Consider the following 22,410-nt stretch of genomic DNA (forward strand, 5'->3'; position numbering starts at 1 on the left):
CTTGTGATGACGGGTCCCGCTTTGGTTTCTTTGTTATATTGTCAGAATGGAGGAATCACAGGAAAAGTTTAGAGTTTGAGTTCTATATAAAAACCACCCATGAGTAACTCTCTTGAAGTTTCCCTTTTTACTTTATCGTTACGATTCTAGCCTTGCTATTATTACCCGCTTTATCTTTCGCCGTGACGTAAAGTTTTGTGCCACGTTTTTGTTTTTTTATTTTCACAGTGAAGTATCCTTTTGAGTTTGCTTTAACTGTTCCAATTACCGTTGACCCTTTTTTCACAGTGATGTAGGAATAAGCTTCTGCCTTTCCTTTCACACTGGTGTGATAGTAGTAGACTGTATTCACGGTCGGAACTGCTGGTGCAATTTTATCCAGGACGGTCGTCTTTATAGTGCTGCTGACATTCCCGGCTTTATCAGTTGCTGTGACGGAAAGTACCGTCCCAGCATTCTGCTTCGAAATTGCGGCTGAAAATTTACCATCCGCCTTAACAGTGGCTGTTGCAATAACCGTAGAGCCCTTCTTTATTTTAATCACAGCATATTTTTCGGCTGTACCAGTAACGGTTGTGGAGTTGTTCCCTAAAACATTAACCTTCGGTGCCACTGGTGGAGTCTTATCAACGACCGTTATCTTCGTTGTAGCACTTACATTTAACGCTTTGTCTGTTGCTGTAACCAATAGAGTCATACCTGCAGGTTGCTTGGCGATAGACACTACATAGGTTCCATCGGCTTTCACTGCTGAAGAGCCAATCACAGAGGAACCTTTCCACACCTTTATAGTTGCACTCTTTTCTCCAGAACCCGTTACAGTAGTCATGTTGTCTCCTACTGAATTCACTTTAGGAGCCGGAGGAGGTGTCTTGTCTATGACGGTCACCGATCGAGGCAAGCTAACGTTCCCATAATCGTCTGTGGAAGTTACCTGAAGGACGGTGCCCGCTGACTGTGCTACAGGTATTTTGACAGAGAATACTCCATTTGTACCCGTAGAAGCACTCCCAAGCAATGCGCCGCCTTTTAATACCTTGATGTTCGTACCGGCCTTCGCCGTTCCTGAGACGGTTGTCGCCTTATCAGTCACCTGGCTGACAAGCGGAGTCATTGGTGGAAGATTGATATAGACTTTACGTTTGATGCTTTTTTCATTCCCAGTGGAATCAACAGCATCTACCTTCAAAGAATACTCTCCACCCCGAATCCCTCTAGTATCCCAATTAAAGCTGAAGGTGCCATCTTGATTCGATACATTTTCAAGAACTTTCCACTCAAGAGGATCTGAACTAGCTCCATAAGAAATCGTATATTCCTCTACCTGATAGTCACTTATGATGCCTTTTATTAAAACATCTCCATAAAGGGTGTCATAGTTGACAGGCGATTCTAAAATAAGCTCAGGAGCTGTAGTATCCATAAAGGTCATTGATCTGTTGACAGTCGAGCCGACCCAGCCATGGTCCCGATGAAAAATCCCCAACTTTATTGGTGTCTCACCTATCGTCAGCGGCCCCATTAGTTTCACTTCAAGCTCTTTTACCTCACCCGACTTCACATCTAATGGAGCTCCTAGCAGCTCATAGACTGAAATTCCTTCGACTCGGACCTCATACCCCTTATCTGCAGTCCAGTCGTCATAACCAGTATTTTCAACTGTCAGCTTTAAACTAGGGGTGCTGGTCACTTCAAGCGGATATGACGGAATGGTGTACCCATGAATCTGTGAAGCCCTTAGAGATCTTGGCTCAGCTTGAATCATTGCAGCTGCTGATTTATTTCCGTTAGCATCAACTGCTCTTATAGAGATTTTATACCGCCCGCCGTACACCAGGTTTTCTTCATCGATCTTAATTTCCGTATTCGAAGTACTGCGAGTAATGTATCCATAACCATTCAGTGATTCTAATGTCACCTGATAGCTGCTAATCTCAGAGCGGTCGTCAACAGACGCATTCCAGCTAATCATAAAATCACTGGCAAGTTCCTTTACCTGAAGATTTTCAGGCTCAGATGGTGCGGTTCCATCAGGAATTCCGACTCCAACTTCATTTGTCAATATCGAACCATTATCATTATAGGCCTGTATTTTGAAATAGTAGACAAACGGATTCCTATCAGTACTACCTGCATTTGCATAAACCTCAGCAGGCTTGTCGGTAAAATCTCCACCACTTCCATCGAGGCGAAGCTTATATTCTCCCTGGTGAATCTGCTCCTCTGTCGGCCATATCTTTTTACCAAGAGATGTCCAGGTTGTCTGATTCCCTACATCAATCTCCTCATACTCTTTACCATTAAAAATTAATACCTTATAACCTTTTGCCCCGGAAACGGAATACCATTGAAGGTCAATACGTCCCTTCCCGCTATTTTCGCCAAAATTGTATCCCCTGCCGGAAGGGTACAAATCTGGATTATTATAGGTAATCTGAAGAACAGGAATATAACTAATTTTTTGATCTATTTTCACGAAGGAGCGTAAAGTTCCATGAAGGTTTTCATCATTCGCCTTTAATGCAATTCCATGAGATGCTGATGGGTCTTTGTACCACTCTTGGACTAACTTAGTGATATCCCATGCAAACCTTGCACTGTCCACTAACTTCATATCCGTCTCGACAGCGACAGGTTGTTCACTAATCGTTGGCTGAGTATTCCAAGTGATAGTATTTGCGTCCCAGTTTTCCAATATATTGTGTACGGCAAACGTTCCATCCCTGTGTGCCGGGTCATAATAACCTGGTTGTTTTGTGTTCCCATACTCAACCAGCTGCAGCTTGGCATCGACAATCAGTTTATTTTCAAGGTTGGGCAAGCTGCTTCCAAAATCAAGATATGTACGATAACTTCCTTCTTCATCTGAACCCAACTTCAAAAGAAGATCATTAGAAAAATTAGCATCACCCTGTGACGAAGATACAAAAGTTAACGGACCGTTTTGACCATTCATGTCCTTCTGTACGAATCTTCCTGATGAATCTTTCTCAAAAACAGGAAGAGGAAATACATCAATCGTCTCTGAAAGATTGGTATTCCGGAATGTCCAAGTGTTTTCTGTACGTTTATCCGGTATTTCTGTAACTCTAGTGTAGTTCACTGCTTCCACAACATTATTAGCATAAGGATAAACACTGCCTAAAACTAAAGAAAGAACAAGCAAAAGCGAAAAAATGTTGCGATACGCTCCCATCCATGTACCCCAATCTAAAATTTTTGGTTTCACTGAGATTATCATACTTCGTAAAGAACAATCCTGTAAATGGAATTTTATAAGGCTATTTACCCAATATTCTAAAAAACAAAAAGCGGGGGAATCCCCCCGCTTTTTTAAAGCCTCATTATCCAACAACTGCACTATCCCACTTTTTCTCATCCAAAACAAAAAGGATGCCTAGTTCGTGGTGATCACCTTCATACAAAGCCCTTTGTACAAAGCGGATTTGCCCGTTTGTATCAAGGACTTCCAGCTTGCAATGCGCTCTGTTTCGTGACAAAGCCTCATAGAATGTTTGTTCATCACGGACATTCGTTCCGTTGACCTTTGTGATAAGCTCTCCTACGGCTAATGCCATTTTATCAGCAGGGGATTCCGGCAGTATCCCGAGAATCATCACACCATGGTTCTTTTTCGAAAAATAGAACGGCCTGCTCTCCTCCTGCATTCTCTGTGCCAGAGTCAGGGCTTCGCGTCCGATCATCGCAATGGCGACCGCACCGATAGAGGCAATTGGGTACCAGTAGCCCGCAACGGCTATCAGCGTGATCAGGATACCGAGACCCAAGACGCGGCTGCCCAGCTGAGTGACAGCTTCTTTTGGCAGCATACCCTGGACTTGCTGATGCAATCCGATCGCAAATGGAACAAGAATTAGTGAATATGTATTGTCTCCAAGCGTGAATACAGGCCACCACTCAAACGGCATTGTCAGGATGTCGCCTGGAATGAGCATAAACGCCGGTACAACCCAGAGGCGTTTTACCTCATGGACACCAACCGTCTGTCCGCGCTTACTCTTGATTAATTTAGGGGAAGTTCCCTTTTTTCCATTTCGTAAAATAAGGAAGCCTTCGGCGATCGTTAATAATGCTAACAAAATCGCAATCGATGGGTAGATTTTTTCATCAAGACTTGAAAATAAGTCGCCCACTAACGGAAGATTGATTTCTTTTCCAGAAAGGAAAATCAACGCGAAGAATGCGACTCCGACCGTGTATGCAGGCGTAAGCAGCCTGACTCTTGTTAAAAGACTCAACAGCAGTGTTGCTGCAGCAACTAAAACAATTGCTCCGAATGGAATCGCGATGCCCGCTGCAATGGTTATGATTGAGATCATCAGACCGACAAGCAATCCCAGCGGAAACAGCTGTCTGAGTTCAAAGTAAGCATCCTTCGCCCTCACCGTGAAATTCTTACGCTCCCGCTTCACGCGCGAAACACCAAGGACCGCCGCCAAAAATATAGAATAATAGAACACAGGGTGAAGCAGAAGCCTGCCCGTCCCTTTCAAAAGTTCAATGAACCAATCTTGTGCCACCCCTATGTCACCAGCCTTCATAGATTACATGATATTAAGCTTATTCTATCAAATCTGGGTGGTAAAACCTATCAATAGTTGTGGAATATTGATGGGATTTTTTTCTTGCATGACTAAGAATATAGTAAAATCCGAAAAGGACCCATTAATAGAACTCTTTTTTTTGGTCGGGATACTAATCACTACGGAAAAACTAAAAATCACTACGATTTTGAATGTAATCACTACGAAATCTCGAATAATCACTACGGTTTTTCAACTAATCACTACGATTTTTGATGTAATCACTACTTTTTCCAAATAAATGTTAAAAAAAAAACACCGCACCAAGTTTTGGTACGGCGGATAAGATATCTATTTCGCCAACAGCCTCAACGCGGTCTGCAGCTGAAGGTCGTTTTCTTCTTGTTTCATTGCTTCTCTAGCCGCATCCTCAAGTGCGGTGGCAGTTTTTGCGTCAATCACACCCGTAACGTTCATGTCATTTTTCCGTTGGAATGCCTTGACGGCAATTTCAGTCATACCGCTGAAGTAGCCATCCGTACGTCCCGGCTCGAAACCAAGTCCAGCAAGGATTTCCTGAGCGTTTTTGACCTGCTCATTGTTCATATCCAGTTTGAGCGGCTTTTCAACCTGGATTGGATGAGTGTCATACAGTGCCGGCTGATTGACTTCGACTGTTGGCTCGATGCCCTTTTTATGGATCCAGTTGCCGTCAGGTGTCAGCCATTTGAACAATGTCAGCTTGATATTGCTGCCATCTCCCATCGGTACCGCCTGCTGGACGGTCCCCTTGCCGAAGCTCTTCTCGCCAATGACTGGATAGCCTCCTGCTTCTTTCAATGCCCCTGCCAGAATTTCCGATGCTGATGCACTGCCATCGTCTGTCAACACGGCAATCGGATACTGTTTTGCTTTTTCCAGATTGGAAAAATAGCGAGTCTTATCGCCATTGCGCTCTTCAATTTGATAGAGCGGCTTCTCCTTTGAAACCAATTCACGTAAAATTTCTTCTACACTAGAGAGCAGTCCTCCAGGATTGCCGCGCACATCTATCAGCAGCGCATCCATCCCCTTTTTTTCAAAAGCTTTAAGCTCCTTGTTGAACTCTTTGGACGTATCTTCTGAAAACGAGGTAATCTCCATGTAACCAATCTTCTCGCCATTCACCTTTTTCATGTCAGCATGGACGGTAATCTGCGGAATCTCGTCGCGAACCACTTTTACCTTCAGCGGATCCTTTAAGCCCTTGCGCTCGATTTCGAGAACAACAGGCGTCCCCTTTTTGCCGCGAATTTTCAAAGTTGCTTCATATAAGTCCAGTCCAACGATACTTTCGCCATCGACCTTCAAAATCTGATCATTCGGCTTCAAGCCCGCTTTTTCTGCCGGGGAATTTTTAAAAGGCGAAACAATCACGATTTTCCCATCAACTGTACTGACCTCGGCACCAATTCCTTCAAAAGACGACTCCAGCGTCTCATTGAATTGTTTAGCCGTCTCCTTGTCCATATAGACGGAATAGGGATCCTCCAGGGTCGATAGCATCCCCTGGATCGCACCTTCAACGAGCTTTTCTTCCTCTACCTTTTCTACGTAACTGTTAAAAATCAAACTGTATGCCTGCTCGACTTTCTCAAGACTGCCCGGCTCGCCCGATTCCGCTCTCGCATTATCATTGAAAGGGACGATCTGGCGTTCCAGAACCCCCGCCTTGCTCTCGTACCATTGCATGCCGGCGTATGTACTCCCCGCACCTGTCAGCAGCGAGCCCGCCATCAAAAAGGCAATCCACTTACGCTCCATTGCCAAACTCCTCCCCGTTTACCGCATCAACTGCTCCTCCGCCGTAAAATTTTCTATAATTTCAATTATATGACGAAGAGGGACAGGGTATGAAGGATAAATTTTGAGTGGGATAAAGCAAAGAACCTGTTAAAAGCTGTAACTAGCTCTTAACAGGTTCTCTCTCAATTACAGCATCGCATTTAACAATCATTGTGTTTAAAGAAGCCATAAGGTCAATATTGTAAAATTGATTTAATTTACGGCCGTACTGATCTTTAAACACTCTAACTACGGGACGCTGAGGATATCGATTATTGTAGGCAATTACAACACCGCTTTCTCCTGTATTCAGGATGACTGTCACCCCAATTGGATAAATAGCGATCGCATTTTTAAAAGCTTCTACCACCTGATGATCATACCTCGTAAAGGTACGTGCAACAATGACCTCCATGGCCTCGTGCGGCAACAAGCTCTTGCTGTTGATTAAATAGTCGAATGCTTCTGCAACCGCTATAATTTTTGCGTATAAGTGAATATCCTTTCCCTTTAAACCTCTCGGAAATCCAGACCCATCTACATGCTCATGATGCTGGTATGCACAATGAGCTACCAGCAGATGCAGGCTTGATTCTTTCCGGAGAGCCTGGAATGCAAGGTCAGGGTGTCTTTCCCACTCTTTAAGATTCTGCTTTGTCACACCCTCCAATTGAAGCTTCCCTATATCATGGTATAGAGCACCAAGACCTAAAATTTGCAATTCCTTCTCTTTTAGACCAAGATGCCTTCCCATTGTCAAAGAATAAAGACCTGTATTAATAGAATGATCAAACATGGTATCTACAGAGGATTGCATATGGCTCAGTAAATTCAGAAGATGTTTGGATGAATTCATTTCGTTCATGATTTGGCTGAAAACATCAGACATATTTCGAATCGATTTTACCCGTCCCAAAGCTGCATTCTTTCCTGTTTTCCCCTCTTGGAGAGTATTAAAGACTTCACTTAACTTTTGAACCGCTTCAAATCTTAATTTAGGGTTTAAGTCATCATTCACTTCAACATCTTCCGTAATCTCGGATTTAACATAGATATGGTGAACATTCTTATCTTTTAGCCTTTGAATAAAACTATTAGTCATGACACTGCCCGCACTCAACAAAATACGGTTACTTTGGTCAAATATTGGCTTCGCAAGGATAAACCCTTCCTCGCAGTTATGTATGGAAACTAGTCTCAATATGACCACCCCGAATTCTCATAGGAAGATTTACCTACTAAAATTATCAGGTTATGTTTGGGGATTGTCAACACACTCTTTCATTTACATTATTTACAAGTTTTACAGGAGCTTTATTTGGGAAAATGGAAAAGGAAGAGACATAAAGTCTCTTCCTGAAAGTTTATTTAAAAGTGAGGCATTGGATTGATTGCATTGGACTTCGATGCATTCCAAGAACCTTTATGCAATTCGAAGTGCAGGTGCTGGCCGTAAGACTGGCCCGTATTACCCATTGTCCCTATACGCTGACCTCTGGATACTACTTGTCCATTGCTTACCTTGCGATTGCTCATATGTGCATATACTGTTGTATATGTTTGACCATTGATTGAATGGGCAATGAAAATAGCATTCCCGTAGCTTGAAGAATAATAAGAACGGATTACAACACCATCTGCTGCTGCGACAATCGGTACATTAGCTGATCTGTTAGCAATATCGATACCAGCATGGAAAGTTCCCCAGCGCTGTCCGATTCCCGAAGTTATACGGCCATTGGCAGGCATTTGAAGCATTCCGCTTGATGCTGGTGGTTCTGCCGCAACTGGCTCTGGATCAGGAGCTGTAGTCGAGCTTCCGCCCCCGTTATTTTTCTTAGCTGCTGCTGCAGCCGCTGCTGCTTTCCTTTGTCTTTCAAGTTCTGCCTGTCTTGCTCTTTCGGCTTGACGCTTTCTCTCCAGCTCAATTGCCTGAGCCATTGCAGCTTCCTGTGCCGCCAAGACTTCAGCTGCTTCTGCCATTTCAATAGTTTCCGCATGCATTTGCTCTTCTTCATGTTTAAGCGTGCTCATAAGCTTATTCTTTTCTTTGATTTGGCTGTTTAGTTGTACTTTTAATACTTCAAGATCTTTCTTCATTTCTTGTAAGTTATTAAGCTTAGCTTGGACTTGCTGTTGTTTTGTTTCAAGGTCTAGTTTATCCTGCTTGTGCTGTTCAAGGATATCCTTATCAGCTTGGACGATTGTCGTTACTGCGCTTACACGGTCAACGAAGTCGCTGAAGCTTTGTGCACCAAGCAATACATCAATATAGTTAACAGTCCCGCCATTTTCCTGGAAAGAGCGTGCCTTGTCTTTAAGCAATTCATTGCGTTTTTCGATGCGCTCCATCAATACGGCGATTTCTGCTTTTAATTGTTTGATTTCCTCGTTTGTCTGCGCAATTTCCGCGTTCTTTTCTTCGATTTTCTGTTCTGCATCACTTACCGCATGGTCAAGCTTCTTAATTTGGTCATTCAACTTCTGCTGCTCGTTTTGCAGCTCACCGATTTTAGACTTATTCTGATTTATTTCAGCATTGATGCCAGAACGCTGGTTTTTTAGTTCATTTTTCTGTTTTTGCATTTCCGAAATGCTTTCTGCTGTTGCTTGGTCTACTGATATTGGGCTTAACAAAGAACCCAGGCTTAAAGTACTGACTACTGCTAGTGAGAGTATCTGCTTTTTCACTAGATCTTTCCCCTCTCTTACTCATGATAGTTTCGTAACTTTGTCTTTCTATCTATCGTCTATTGGCTATGTAGTGTTTAGGAAGAATTAAATCTTCCTCACACTTTTAAGAACTTTCGGACGGACATGAGACTTCCCCAGATTCCAATTGCAGCTCCCATAATGATTAGGATTGCTGATAATTGGTAAACAAACGGATTGAATTCAAGCAATTTTATAAAATGGTCTTTCAGCTTATCGTTCAAGTAATCGTAAGCATAATAATAGGCTGCGGATACGACCGCAATTGGCACAACCGCTCCCAGGATTCCTAACCAGAGACCTTCAAGGAAGAATGGCCATCTGATAAACCCATTCGTTGCTCCTACGAGTCTCATAATCTCAATCTCTCTTTTACGTGCCATGATCGTTATTTTAATAGTGTTAGAGATTAAGAACATGGCTGTGAAAAGAAGTCCGACAATTAATATGAGTCCAACATTTCGGCTTACTTCTATAAAACTGAATAACTTTTCCACCTTGCCTTGTCCATACTTTACAGTAGAGACATAATTGAATTTCTCAATTTGCTTGGCAACTCTCATTGTATCAGTAGGATTTTTCGTCTTTACGACGAAGACATCGTTTAAAGGATTGTCTTGCTCGAACAACTGAAAGGCTTCCCCTTCATCTCCCAGGCTTTTTATCAAACTCTCAAGTTCTTGTTCCTTGGAAGAATAGGTCACACTTTTAATTCCGGAAACCTGGTTGATTTGCTGCTCCAATACCTCTTTATCTTTGTCGTTCGCTGCTACATCCACATGAACTCGGATTTCTACATCTTCCTCAATCGTGATTGCGACTTTATTTAAATTCATCATAATGACGAAAAAGATACCGACCAAAAGCAAGGTAACTGTTACGGCACTTACGGATGCAAACGTCATCCAGCCGTTTCGTCCTAAGCTTTTAAAGCTCTCGCGTACGTGGCGGCGGAATGTTCTAGCTTTCATATCCGTATTCACCTTTCACTTCGTCACGGGCAATCCTGCCATTCTCGATCGCGATGACGCGATGCTTGATTGTGTTGACGATTTCTTTGTTGTGGGTGGCCATGACAATCGTGGTTCCCCTTAAGTTAATTTCCTCGAAAATGTTCATGATTTCCCATGATGTATCAGGGTCAAGGTTTCCCGTCGGTTCATCAGCGATTACCACTTTTGGTGCGTTCACAATTGAACGAGCGATGGCAACACGCTGCTGCTCCCCACCAGAAAGCTCAGTTGGAAGCGCTCTTGCTTTGTGCTTAAGTCCTACAAGTTCCAAAGTTTCCATGACGCGCTTCTTGATATATTGCGGCTGTTCCTCGATAACTTCCATCGCAAACGCGACATTTTCATAGACTGAAAGAGTATTCAGCAATTTGAAGTCTTGGAACACCACGCCAATATTCCGGCGAAGCAAAGGTACTTTGCTGTCCTTTAGCTTTGCCAGATTGACACCATTTATAATGATAGAACCTTTAGAAGGCTTAACTTCACGGTACATCATTTTTATAAAAGTAGATTTTCCAGCACCGCTGGGTCCCACTACGTATAAAAATTCACCTGCATCTATATGAACATTTATTCCATTTGCAGCAACAATGCCGTTGGAATATGTTTTGTAAACATCCTGCATATCTATCATTTTTGTATCACCTTAGATAGTTAGTCTTATCAAACGGCTAAACTTCGACAATTTGTAACAAACCTATTATAGCATCTCTCACTATCAAAAAAACCCTTTTAAATATTACAGTTTCTTTTCAAATTCGGATTTTTATTCCATTTAATCCCACTATAGGTTATTCCATCTAGTTACTTGCTCGTTGTTTATCCTCCTAAGTTAGCTATTTACCTAGTAAAATCCACCTGTTGTCGAGTTTCTTATTTAGTAGAATTTTTAGTTTTATTACCGTGGTGTAACAAGATTTTTTCATAACTTGTATGTACAAAATGCGAAGCTTGCTGAATTGCTAAATAATTTGGCGATTTTACAGAAATGCATAAAGACAGCATTTCTACCATTAATGCATTGGAAAAAATAGCACAAAAAAACGTCCTGACAATCTCAGGACGTTTCCTTATAACTGTTATTTTTTGTTTGCCAGCCATTCAGCTACAGCTGATGCATCGTCGCCTTCAAGCAGTTTTGGAGGCATTGATCCCTGGCCGTTCGCGATAACACTTTCAATATCTTCCTGAGATAAACGTGAACCTACATCGCTTAGCTTAGGTCCTACGCCACCCTCTAGATCGCCGCCATGGCAGCTTGAGCATTTTTGATTATAGAGCTTTTCTGGATCCGCACCAGCTGTGTCGCCGCCGCCAGCTTCATCACCGCCGCCACCGCAAGCTGCCAGTGCCAAGGAGGTTCCCATTAATAGAGCCAATAATTTCTTCTTCAACTTAACTCCCCCTAAGAAAATTTTGCATACACGACTATTTTATACCAATACTAAGCCCTTTTAAAACCCTCACCCAATACCTCAGAAGCGTCCATTACAATCACAAATGCAGATGGGTCAATGGATTGGACCAATTGTTTCAATTTTGTGAACTCCGTTTGATCCACCACACACATGATAATTGGACGTTCCTGGTCCGTATAGCCGCCGTATGCTGATAGTTTTGTCACTCCACGGTCAATTTTATTCAAAATTGCTTCACGAACTTCATCCTGGCGGTTTGTAATGACCATCGCCATCTTCGAGCGTCCGATGCCGACCTGCACAAGGTCGATTGTTTTACTAGTTACATAAAGCCCGATCAACGCATATAGACCACGTTCAATATCGAATACAATCGCTGCAGATACTACAATCAGTCCATCAATCAACGCCACGCAGGTACCAAGCGATAGCCCAGTGTACTTGTGGATAATCTGCGCCGCCAAATCGGTACCACCAGTTGATGCATTACCTCTAAATACAATGCCAAGACCAAGGCCGACACCAATACCGCCGAACAATGATCCAAGCAAAGGATCAAGAGTCCATGGCTTCACGTCATTTGTCAGAAACACGACAAATGGAAGGAAAATGGTCCCTGCAAGAGTTTTATACCCATATTGTCTCCCTAGTAAAACAACCCCCGCAATGAACAACGGGATGTTAAAAGCCCACTGCACGTAAGCCGGCTCCCAGCCAAGCGTCGCATCCAAAATCGTACTAATCCCGCTCACCCCGCCGGAAGCAACCCGGTTCGGCAGCAAGAACACATTGAACGAAATCGCCACAATTGCAGATCCAATGAGCACATAAACATATTCAAAAAGCTTTTCTAAAGTCGGATTTAATGTATAATTACGCCTTTTCTTCAAAGTCCTATCCCCTTTTTCCTTTAATGCCGTCAGTGAGTATAGCACGTGTCGAATTTCCTGTAAACGCTAATAGTGCGCCGTGTTAAAGGGCAAAAGTTTTGACTCCGTATTTTTTGGTCCTCAGTACTTAATAAAGAATCTTAACCAACTCAAACTCTGGTGTTTACAATCTCGATGTTCTCGATGAGTCTATATTATAGAAACAATTAGTCCAACTATTTTTGCAAGCAAAATTTTATACTAACCACTTGAGTTTGTGAAATTATGAACAAATTTTGACATTTTGCAAAATACCCTTACCCCTAGTCGTACTTTGTGATATATTTCACGTATAAGGAGGCGATCATATTGATTAGTCTTTCCTGTAAAAAAGAAAAATACATTTTTTTAAACTTACCGCATGCTCACCATTACACAATATCCGGGTCCAGCATCTGGCCAGACTGAAGTTTACGGATTGTAACGGCAAAGTGAATTAGTAATTAACCAAAAACAAAATCGAAACTATATAAAATTTTTCAGAAAGAGGGTAATTAATTTGGCTAAAAAAGTTGTTATCGTAGGTGGAGTTGCTGGCGGAGCTACAACAGCTGCGCGTTTAAGAAGACTGGATGAACAAACAGAAATCGTGATGGTCGAACGTGGTGAATATATTTCTTTCGCAAACTGCGGCCTTCCTTATTATATTGGCGGTGCAATTCAGGAACGTGACGCATTGCTTGTCCAGACTGTTGAAGGCATGTCCAAGAAATTCAACATGGACATCCGCAACCTGAGCGAAGTGACTCGCATCGACCGTGGTCGCAAAGTTGTTGAAATCAAGAACCTGAAAACCGGTGAAACTTATGAGGAAAGCTATGATGTGCTTGTTTTATCACCGGGAGCTAGTCCAATCAAGCCTCCAATCCCGGGAATCAACGAAGCAGAAGCATTGTTCACGCTTCGCAATATTCCTGACACTGATAAAATCAAGGCATATGTTGATGAGCAACAGCCTAAGAAGGCAACAGTCATCGGCGGCGGATTCATCGGGGTTGAAATGGCCGAGAACCTTTGGGAACGCGGTGTCGAAGTGACACTCGTGGAGATGGCTGACCAAATCATGGCGCCAATCGACTTTGAGATGGCTTCTATTTTACATCAACACCTCCGTGAAAAAGGCGTGAATCTTGTACTTGAAGATGGCGTTAAATCTTTTGAGAAGAACGGTAAGATCATTAACCTTAACAGCGGTAAGCAACTTGATACTGATCTCGTTATCCTTGCGATTGGTGTTGCTCCTGAAAATAAGTTGGCTAAGGAAGCTGGACTGGAGATAGGCTTGCGCGGTGCGATCCGTGTTAACGAGCGCCTGCAGACGGCTGACGAAAGCATCTATGCCATCGGCGACGCGATTGAAGTAAAAGACTATATCAACGGACAGGCGACTCACATTCCGCTTGCATGGCCGGCTAACCGCCAGGGACGAATCGTCGCTGACCATATCAACGGCATCGATTCCAAATACCAGGGCACGCTTGGCACATCAATCGCGAAAGTTTTTGACATGACTGTAGCAGCAACTGGAAATAACGAGAAGACATTGAAGCGGCTTGGCATCTCTTATGATGTCGTGCACGTACACCCAAGCTCACATGCTGGATACTATCCTGGCGCATTCCCAATCGCGCTAAAATTGATCTTTGACCGTGAGACAGGAAGAATCTTCGGTGCACAGGCTGTATCTTATGATGGCGCAGACAAGCGTATCGACGTTTTGGCTACAGCAATCAAAGGCGGCATGACAATCTTTGACCTGCCAGATCTTGAACTGGCGTATGCACCGCCATACTCTTCTGCAAAAGACCCAGTCAACATGGCTGGCTATGCAGCGAAAAACCTTGCTGAAGGGCTTGTGGAAACAGTTCAATGGCATGAAATCAATGACATCCTTGCTGATGGGGGATACCTGATCGACGTTCGTGAGCCAATCGAACGTGACATGGGAATGATTGAGGGTTCTGTGAATATTCCGCTTGGTGAGCTACGCGACCGTCTTGAAGAAATTCCGACGAAGGAAGTATACGTCTATTGCCAGGTCGGTCTTCGCGGTTACCTTGCTACACGTATCCTGATGCAGGCTGGATTCAAGGTGAAGAACCTTGACGGCGGATACAAGACTTACTCTTGCGTGTATGAGCCAGATGCAAGTGAAAACTGTGGTACACCAATCAGCGATAATGGCGTGGCTCAGCATAATACTGCGTTGGAAGAAATCGCTGCTGGTGCTGCCCAGACTAGCATTGGATTGGCTGTTGAGGCTGCTCCTGTTACTCAGGCACCTGCTGCTCCTGTTGCACCGCCGACTGTAAAAACGACACTTGACGCTTGCGGCCTATCTTGCCCAGGCCCAATCATGAAGGTGTATAAGACAATTGGCGATATGCAGGACGGCGAGGTAATGGAAGTCCATGCAACAGATCCTGGCTTCGCGAAGGATATCAAGGCTTGGTGTGAAAAGACAGGCAACGAGCTGATCAGTAACAAATTTGAAGATAAGAAGTTCAAGGCACAGATCATGAAAGGCAACGTGGTCGTGCCTATGAATACGATGGCAGCTCCTGTTGAGGTTCCAACCGGCGTTCCTGCTAAAAATGGTGCAACGATGGTCGTGTTCAGCGGAGATCTTGATAAGGCAATCGCAACCTTCATCATCGCATCCGGCGCGGCGGCGATGGGCAAAGAAGTAACCTTGTTCTTCACCTTCTGGGGACTGAACATCCTGAAGCGCAACGATGCACCGTCAACCGAGAAAGACATGATGGCGAAGATGTTCAGCATGATGATGCCTAAGGGTGCAAACGACCTGCCATTGTCCAAGATGAACATGGGCGGAATGGGCTCCAAGATGATCAAGACCGTCATGGCCAACAAAAACGTCGACAGCCTTGAAACACTGATGAAAAATGCCATGGACGCCGGCGTCAAGCTAGTAGCCTGCGGCATGAGCATGGACATCATGGGCATCGCAAAAGAAGAACTCATCGACGGAGTCGAAATTGGCGGCGTAGCAGCCTACCTCGGCGATGCAGAGGATTCTGGATTGAATTTGTTTATCTAATATTGAGAGCGGCCTTCTAGTAGAAGTCCGCTTTTTTTACATTCAGTATGAATCTAGGCGGGTGGGGTTGCTGAAAAAAGGTAATTGGACCTTGGGTTGTGTTGATTTTTACCTGTTATATGGAAAAAGTAGTGATTAAGGAGAAAATCGTAGTGATTATTACGATTTTCGTAGTGGTTCGCGGTATTTTCGGAGTGATTCTTACAATTTTCGTAGTGATTGGCACTCATTTCGTAGTGATGGTGTAATGTTCTCTAAATAAATCGAAACCCTGTATGGTAAAAAGCAGGATTTTAACCACTTGTCAGCGAATCCTTATACCTTAATTAAATAGAACGAGAGGACTGAGACCATTTTGATCGTAAAAAGAAGAACATTCCCACTCCGAATCAAAATAAATGATGCAATTCAAAGAAGATTACCTGTTAATCACCCCAAACTCCCTGAAGTGATCCAAGATTCCATGAAAACCAGGGCTGGCCACAAAGGCGAAGAAGCTCTAGACTATTACACCAGCATTCTCCACGAAGATGAATTCCACATATTCCAAGGGCTTCGGCTTAAATCAGGTCAAACTCACTTCCAAATAGACTCGCTGCTGCTCTCTCCCTCATTTGCACTCATTATCGATGCCAAGAACATGGCAGGCACCCTCACCTTCCATTCTCCTTTTAATCAAATGGAACGTACTTATCATGACAAAACAGATACCTATGAAGATCCTATTCTTCAAGTAAAAAGACACCGTCTGCTTTTAATGAAGTGGCTGAACGACCACCATTTCCCCCAGATTCCTATTGAGTACCTTGTCTTCAGCAGCAATCCCTCGACAGCATTACGAAACCCAAACAATGATCAGGAAATCTATCATCGCGTTTGTCCTCCGGGAAAAATCATCTTTAAAATTGAAGAGTTCATATCAAGATATAAAAAAGAGCTACATTCCGTAAAAGAATTTAAAAGACTAAGCAGGCTTTTATTAAAGAGTGATGTTCCTCTAGGCTCCCATCTTCATCAATTTAAGATTGACCCATCTGAATACTTGACCGGTGTTCAATGCCCCTCTTGTTCCCAGTATGCAATGGAGCGATATAGCGGAACCTGGAATTGTACACATTGCGGGACCGCAGCTAAAGATGCTCATCACCAGGCCATCGAGGATTACTTTCTCCTGATCAACGATACTATTACCAACAAGCAGTTTCGGGAATACCTTCACATTCACTCACCTAAGGTGGCAACAAAGCTGCTCGCAAATATGAACTTGAAATGCCAAGGGACTACGCGGAGAAGCTGCTATTATACTTCGAATTAAAAAATCCCCCGCCAACCCGGCGGGGGACCACTAATAATATTACTCACCCAAACTTAATTTCGACCTCAAATAAGCATCAATAAACATATCAATATCCCCGTCCATGACTGCTTGCACGTTGCCGGATTCGGCGCTGGTGCGGTGGTCCTTGACCATGGAGTATGGATGGAATACGTAAGAACGAATCTGGCTGCCCCAGCCGATTTCTTTTTGCTCGCCGCGGATTTCGTCCAGTTCGGCTTGCTGCTGCTCGATTTCGCGCTGGTAAAGCTTGGCTTTCAGCATTTTCATCGACGTTTCGCGGTTCTTGATCTGTGAACGTTCTGCCTGGGATGATACAACGACACCTGTCGGCAAGTGCGTGATCCGGACGGCTGAGTCAGTCGTGTTGATGTGCTGCCCACCGGCGCCGCTTGCACGGTATGTGTCGATTTTCAAGTCTTCTGTACGGATTTCGATCTCGATTTCATTGTTGAATTCTGGCATGACTTCGCAGGATACGAATGAAGTGTGACGTCGGCCTGAAGAGTCGAACGGCGAAATACGTACGAGACGGTGTACACCTTTTTCTGCTTTCAGATAACCGTATGCATTGTGTCCGTTAATCTTTAAAGTGACACTCTTGATTCCAGCTTCGTCTCCTGGCAGGTAATCCAAAGTCTCAACCTTGAAGCCTCGCTTTTCTGCCCAGCGCGTGTACATGCGCAACAGCATGGAGCCCCAGTCCTGGGATTCCGTTCCACCCGCTCCTGGGTGCAATTCAAGAATCGCATTATTTTTATCATGCTCTTCACTCAACAACAATTGGAGCTCAAACTCACTCATGCGCTCTTTGAATTCCACGAGTTCCTTCTCGAGCTCTTCACGAAGATCCGCGTCATTTTCTTCTTTTACAAGCTCATAAGTCAAATCGAGATTTTCGTATGACTCGTTAAGCTCGTTAAATACATTAACCTGTTCCTTAAGCGCATTGGCTTCGTTGATGACGACCTGTGCTTTTTGCTGGTCATCCCAGAAGTTCGGTGCAAGCATGCCATCTTCTAGCTCAGCGATCCGCGCTTCTTTATTTTCGAGGTCAAAGAGACCCCCTGAAGTCCGCTAATTTCTTAGCTGTTTTCTCAAGCTCATTCCTGATATCTGCTAATTCCATATCGTTCACCTCATAGATAAGTTACTTTCCATTATACCGTATTGTATGTTCCAAGGAAAAAGAGAGCCGGATAACCGGACCCTCTTAATGTAAAAAAATTATTCATTACCGCGTGCAATAAAACTTATTCCGCCTTGCCGCAGCAGTTCTTGTATTTCTTGCCGCTGCCGCAGATACATGGGTCATTGCGGCCAACATCCATTGACTTGACGACAGGCTTCTTCTTCACCTTGCCGCCTTCGCCTTCCTTCGGGTTCACCGCGTGGCCTTTCGCAACTTCCTGACGCTCAAGGTTGCTGCGGATTTCAGCCTTCATGATGTATTTCGCAACATCGTCTTCAATGGAAAGTACCATGTTTTCGAACATCGCGAAGCCTTCATGCTGGTACTCGCGCAGCGGATCGATCTGGCCATATGCACGCAGGTGGATACCCTGACGCAGCTGGTCCATCTGGTCGATGTGGTCCATCCACTTCGAGTCAACCGAGCGAAGCACGATGACTTTTTCAAACTCACGCATTTGCTCGTCAGTCAGCATTTCTTCTTTTTCATCATAACGCTCTTTCACCTTCGCCATGATGGCTTCGATAATTTCATCCTGCTCTTTGCCGCGAAGGTCTTCGACAGTGATATCGCCCTCGTGTAGCAGGTTGCCGTTCACGTAGTCAAGAATGCTGTTCAGATCCCATTTCTCCATATCCTCGCCTGCTGGCGTATGGGCAGAAACATTGCGTTCCAATGCAGACCTGATCATTCTTTCAACGATTTCACGGAGGTTTTCAGACTCAAGAACCTCGTCACGCTGCTTGTAGATGATTTCGCGCTGCTGGCGAAGAACATCATCGTACTGAAGCAACTGCTTACGAGCATCGAAGTTGTTGCCCTCAACACGTTTTTGCGCTGATTCAACGGCTCTTGAAACCATTTTGCTCTGAATTGGCTGGGTATCATCCATACCTAGGCGCTCCATCATTGCTTTCATATTGTCGGAACCGAAGCGGCGCATCAATTCATCTTCCATGGAAAGGTAGAACTGCGTCACACCAGGGTCTCCCTGACGTCCAGAACGTCCGCGGAGCTGGTTATCGATACGACGGCTCTCGTGACGCTCTGTACCAATTACCGCAAGACCGCCAACTTCTTTAACACCATCGCCAAGCTTGATATCCGTACCACGGCCCGCCATGTTCGTCGCGATTGTAACCGCGCCTTTTGAACCGGCCTCAGCGATAATTTCCGCTTCACGCTCATGGTTTTTCGCGTTCAGGACATTATGCTTGATGCCTTTCTTAGATAAAAACGCAGAAATGATTTCAGACGTTTCAATCGCAACCGTACCAACAAGGACTGGTTGTCCAGCCTGATGGCGTTCGGCGATATCATCGGCTACTGCCTTGAACTTTCCTTGCATCGTTGCATAAATCAAATCCGGACGGTCGTCACGCGCAATCGGACGGTTCGTCGGAATGACGACAACGTTCATATTGTAGATATTTCGGAATTCCTCTTCCTCAGTCTTAGCTGTACCCGTCATACCGGAAAGCTTTTCATACATACGGAAGTAGTTCTGGAATGTGATCGTCGCAAGCGTCATGCTTTCATTCTGGATCTCAAGGCCTTCTTTTGCCTCGATTGCCTGGTGCAAGCCTTCGCTGTAGCGGCGGCCCTTCATCAGACGTCCAGTGAATTGGTCAACGATAACGATTTCGCCGTCCTGGACGACGTAATCAACATCCTTATGCATGCTCGCCTGGGCTTTCATCGCCTGGTTGATGTGGTGAAGCAATGTCACATGCTTGATGTCAAAAAGGTTCTCGATGCCGAAAGCCTTCTCGGACTTCGTGATTCCTTCCTCAGTCAGCTGGACACCCTTCGTTTTTTCATCATATGTGTAGTCTTCTTCGCGTTTCAATGTGCGAACGAAGGCATTTGCCTGAATGTATAGTGCTGCAGATTTTTGCGCAGAGCCGGAAATGATCAACGGAGTACGCGCTTCATCGATCAGGATGGAGTCAACTTCATCGATAACACAGTAGTGCAGCGGACGCTGAACCTTCTGGTCTGTGTAAAGAACCATGTTGTCGCGCAGATAGTCGAAGCCGAACTCGTTGTTCGTACCATAAGTAATATCGGCACGGTATGCTTCCTGCTTTTCTTCCTTCGTCATGCTGTTCAGGTTCAAGCCAACAGTTAGGCCAAGGAATTCATACAGCTTGCCCATTTCAACGGCGTCACGGCTTGCGAGGTATTCGTTGACCGTGATAACGTGCACGCCACGTCCTGTGATTGCGTTCAAGTAAACCGGCATTGTAGCTGTAAGGGTTTTACCTTCACCAGTTTTCATTTCAGAGATATTCCCTTCGTGGAGGGAAATACCACCCATTAACTGGACTTTATAAGGATACAGACCAAGGACACGCTTCGCACCTTCACGGACGACTGCGAACGCTTCAATCAGCAGGTCATCAGTAGACGCGCCGTTCTGGTAACGGGATTTGAACTCCTCCGTTTTTTCCCTGAGCTGGTCGTCTGACAGCTTTTCCATATCAGCTGCAAGCGCATCGATTTGATCCGCCATTTTCGTCAATCTTTTGATATCGCGTTTATTCTGGTCGAAAATTTTCGTTAAAATCCCCATACAGACGCTCCTTTTATCTATTGAATCTCGTTGTATTTATAAGTTGATAGTCGTAAAAATTGTCCCAAAGAAAAAAGATTCGCTGTAAACGCACCGAATCCCTTTTAGAAAAATTCGATTTATTGCTAAATACTATCTTACCACTTACAGCAAGGGGTGACAACCAATCGAGGTATGCGAAAAGTCCCCCTGCCGGTCGGCAGAGGGACGAGGGATTTATTGATTTTTCATAAACTCCAGCACTTCCAGATCGATTTTGCCTTTCTCCTGCTCTCTTTCTTCAAAGTTTTCGGTGTGGATGTAGGAAGTGAGGGCTTTGTGGAGGTCTTCTTCGTCAGAAGGATTTGCCTTTAGATAATCCAGGCGCTTAAGATGCTGGACGACTGTGTCCTTTACCTCTCCTTCTATTGCGACCACATTCTCCGGTTTTGATTTTGCAAAATAAAGCTGCTGAAGGCCGTAAATGCGGATGAGTTCCGTGATTGGTTCCGGATGGTCGTCGACACGGAGATCGATGTAACGATCGTTGTAACCGCCGTAGCCACCCTTCTCCTTGACGACAAGGAGTGCCGCCGACTGTTGGCCTCTGCTGTCGCCACCTGCTTGCTGGCCGGCGTTGAGAGCCTGCAGCAATCGATGAGCAAGCGAGCCTTCCGTCGACTCAAATGTTTCAGCCATCGCCTTGACTGTATTTTCATCCACTAAAATGTTACCCTGCGCCACGAAATGCTTGCCTGTAACTCCGCCTGCCCAGTCATAACAATATTTACCTGTAAAAGTTGCACCGTTTCCTTCGGCGTCAATCAATCCAACCTGGCGCATTTCCTTGTCAGGGTCATCCTTAGTAAACAATTCCATGGCTTCCTCAGCAGATTTTCCCTGCGCCATCAACTCAAGCGCCTGCGGACCATAAGCGGTATTCGCGTAAGACTGCGTAGCCACAGCACCCACTCCCGCTTTCGCAAACGGTACGACTGCCCCAACTCCAAGAAATTTAGATTGTACCGCAATTCCCCATTCTTTTTCCTGAGCATCATAACCTACGATTGAAAATGTCATATGTATCGCCTCCTATGAAAAATATTTCGGCAATCGGTATAAATTTTCCTTCTTGGGAACAAATTAAAACCCACAGCCAATTTCTGACTGTGGGTAGAGTTTAAGATTATTGAACTTTATTGAGCTTCAATCAAACCATAACGGCCGTCGTTACGCTTGTAAACAACATTTGTTTGGTTTGTTTCAGCGTTTGTGAAGACGTAGAAGCTGTGGCCAAGCATGTTCATCTGCAGGATTGCTTCTTCGCTGTCCATTGGCTTCAAGTCGAAACTCTTAGTACGGACAACTTCGAGGTCTTCATCTTCTTCAACCTGCTCAACTTCTGTGAAAATCGGAGCGTAATCCTTCAGGCTATCCTTTTCACGGAACTTGCGGTTGACCTTTGTTTTATGCTTGCGGATCTGGCGCTCAAGCTTATCAGTGATCAAATCGATCGCAGCATACATATCTTCATGAGTTTCCTCGGCACGAAGCACAAGGTCCTTCATCGGAATCGTAATTTCAACTTTTGCTTTTTTATCCTGGTAAACTTTCAGGTTAACGTTCACATTGGCATTGGGTGACTCGGTAAAATACCGGTCAAGCTTCGCAACCTTCTTCTCTACATACTCTCTGATTGCTGGCGTTACCTCAATGTTTTCTCCACGAATGTTGTAGTTCATAGTGGACTCCTCCTTTGGGATATGACTATGTATTACTAATTCTATTTTACCCCAAAGAACTCCTGCAAAAACAGTCTGAAGATTT

At 44.4% G+C, this 22,410-nt stretch carries 15 protein-coding genes; 2 read left to right on the forward strand and 13 right to left on the reverse strand.

Annotated elements, in window-relative coordinates; genetic code table 11:
• Positions 1–127: 127 nt before the first annotated feature.
• From CD004_RS19995 to CD004_RS20035, 9 genes are all read right to left on the reverse strand, one after another.
• Positions 128–3,196 (reverse strand): Ig-like domain-containing protein, encoded by a 3,069-nt coding sequence (locus tag CD004_RS19995; protein ID WP_158651604.1) that lies wholly within the window; start codon positions 3,194–3,196, stop codon positions 128–130.
• Positions 3,197–3,344: 148 nt separating this feature from the next.
• The gene (locus CD004_RS20000; protein WP_102264358.1) at positions 3,345–4,541 is read right to left on the reverse strand and encodes a PDZ domain-containing protein; all 1,197 of its coding nucleotides are present in this window, start codon (positions 4,539–4,541) and stop codon (positions 3,345–3,347) included.
• 354 nt (positions 4,542–4,895) lie between these two features.
• A complete protein-coding gene (locus CD004_RS20005; RefSeq protein ID WP_102264359.1) occupies positions 4,896–6,347 on the reverse strand; it encodes a S41 family peptidase in 1,452 nt (483 codons plus the stop codon).
• Positions 6,348–6,489: 142 nt separating this feature from the next.
• A complete protein-coding gene (locus CD004_RS20010) occupies positions 6,490–7,569 on the reverse strand; it encodes an HD-GYP domain-containing protein (RefSeq protein ID WP_102264360.1) in 1,080 nt (359 codons plus the stop codon).
• Positions 7,570–7,736: 167 nt separating this feature from the next.
• On the reverse strand, positions 7,737–9,059 hold the full coding sequence (locus tag CD004_RS20015) for a murein hydrolase activator EnvC family protein (RefSeq protein ID WP_102264361.1): 1,323 nt from the start codon (positions 9,057–9,059) through the stop codon (positions 7,737–7,739).
• 98 nt (positions 9,060–9,157) lie between these two features.
• Positions 9,158–10,051 carry a permease-like cell division protein FtsX gene (gene ftsX, locus CD004_RS20020; RefSeq protein WP_102264362.1) on the reverse strand — a complete coding sequence of 298 codons (894 nt, stop codon included), beginning with the start codon at positions 10,049–10,051 and terminating at the stop codon, positions 9,158–9,160.
• Positions 10,041–10,727, reverse strand: a complete 687-nt coding sequence (gene ftsE / locus CD004_RS20025; RefSeq protein ID WP_102264363.1) for a cell division ATP-binding protein FtsE — start codon at positions 10,725–10,727, stop codon at positions 10,041–10,043. Before ftsE ends, ftsX begins: the two co-directional genes overlap by 11 nt.
• A gap of 445 nt (positions 10,728–11,172) precedes the next feature.
• Positions 11,173–11,487 carry a cytochrome c551 gene (cccB, locus tag CD004_RS20030; RefSeq protein ID WP_102264364.1) on the reverse strand — a complete coding sequence of 105 codons (315 nt, stop codon included), beginning with the start codon at positions 11,485–11,487 and terminating at the stop codon, positions 11,173–11,175.
• Positions 11,488–11,537: 50 nt separating this feature from the next.
• Positions 11,538–12,401 carry a YitT family protein gene (locus CD004_RS20035; RefSeq protein ID WP_102264365.1) on the reverse strand — a complete coding sequence of 288 codons (864 nt, stop codon included), beginning with the start codon at positions 12,399–12,401 and terminating at the stop codon, positions 11,538–11,540.
• Between the two features lie 538 nt (positions 12,402–12,939).
• Here CD004_RS20035 and CD004_RS20040 point away from each other — a divergent pair.
• Both CD004_RS20040 and CD004_RS20045 read left to right on the forward strand, forming a co-directional pair.
• A complete protein-coding gene (locus CD004_RS20040; protein WP_102264366.1) occupies positions 12,940–15,501 on the forward strand; it encodes a CoA-disulfide reductase in 2,562 nt (853 codons plus the stop codon).
• A gap of 355 nt (positions 15,502–15,856) precedes the next feature.
• Positions 15,857–16,816: an NERD domain-containing protein gene (locus CD004_RS20045; RefSeq protein WP_102264367.1), complete on the forward strand. Its 960-nt coding sequence runs from the start codon at positions 15,857–15,859 to the stop codon at positions 16,814–16,816.
• Between the two features lie 39 nt (positions 16,817–16,855).
• Here the strand turns inward: CD004_RS20045 and prfB are convergent.
• From prfB to hpf, 4 genes are all read right to left on the reverse strand, one after another.
• A protein-coding gene (prfB, locus tag CD004_RS20050; protein WP_102264368.1) for a peptide chain release factor 2 occupies positions 16,856–17,966 on the reverse strand; the annotation gives its coding sequence in 2 pieces (ribosomal slippage) (positions 16,856–17,893 and positions 17,895–17,966; 1,110 coding nt in all).
• 124 nt (positions 17,967–18,090) lie between these two features.
• Positions 18,091–20,604: a preprotein translocase subunit SecA gene (secA, locus tag CD004_RS20055; protein WP_102264369.1), complete on the reverse strand. Its 2,514-nt coding sequence runs from the start codon at positions 20,602–20,604 to the stop codon at positions 18,091–18,093.
• 216 nt (positions 20,605–20,820) lie between these two features.
• Positions 20,821–21,663 (reverse strand): DUF1028 domain-containing protein, encoded by an 843-nt coding sequence (locus tag CD004_RS20060; RefSeq protein ID WP_102264370.1) that lies wholly within the window; start codon positions 21,661–21,663, stop codon positions 20,821–20,823.
• 116 nt (positions 21,664–21,779) lie between these two features.
• On the reverse strand, positions 21,780–22,325 hold the full coding sequence (gene hpf, locus CD004_RS20065) for a ribosome hibernation-promoting factor, HPF/YfiA family (RefSeq protein ID WP_102264371.1): 546 nt from the start codon (positions 22,323–22,325) through the stop codon (positions 21,780–21,782).
• Positions 22,326–22,410: the final 85 nt, after the last annotated feature.

The sequence above is a fragment of the Mesobacillus jeotgali genome, assembly GCF_002874535.1.
Classification (GTDB): domain Bacteria; phylum Bacillota; class Bacilli; order Bacillales; family Cytobacillaceae; genus Mesobacillus; species Mesobacillus jeotgali.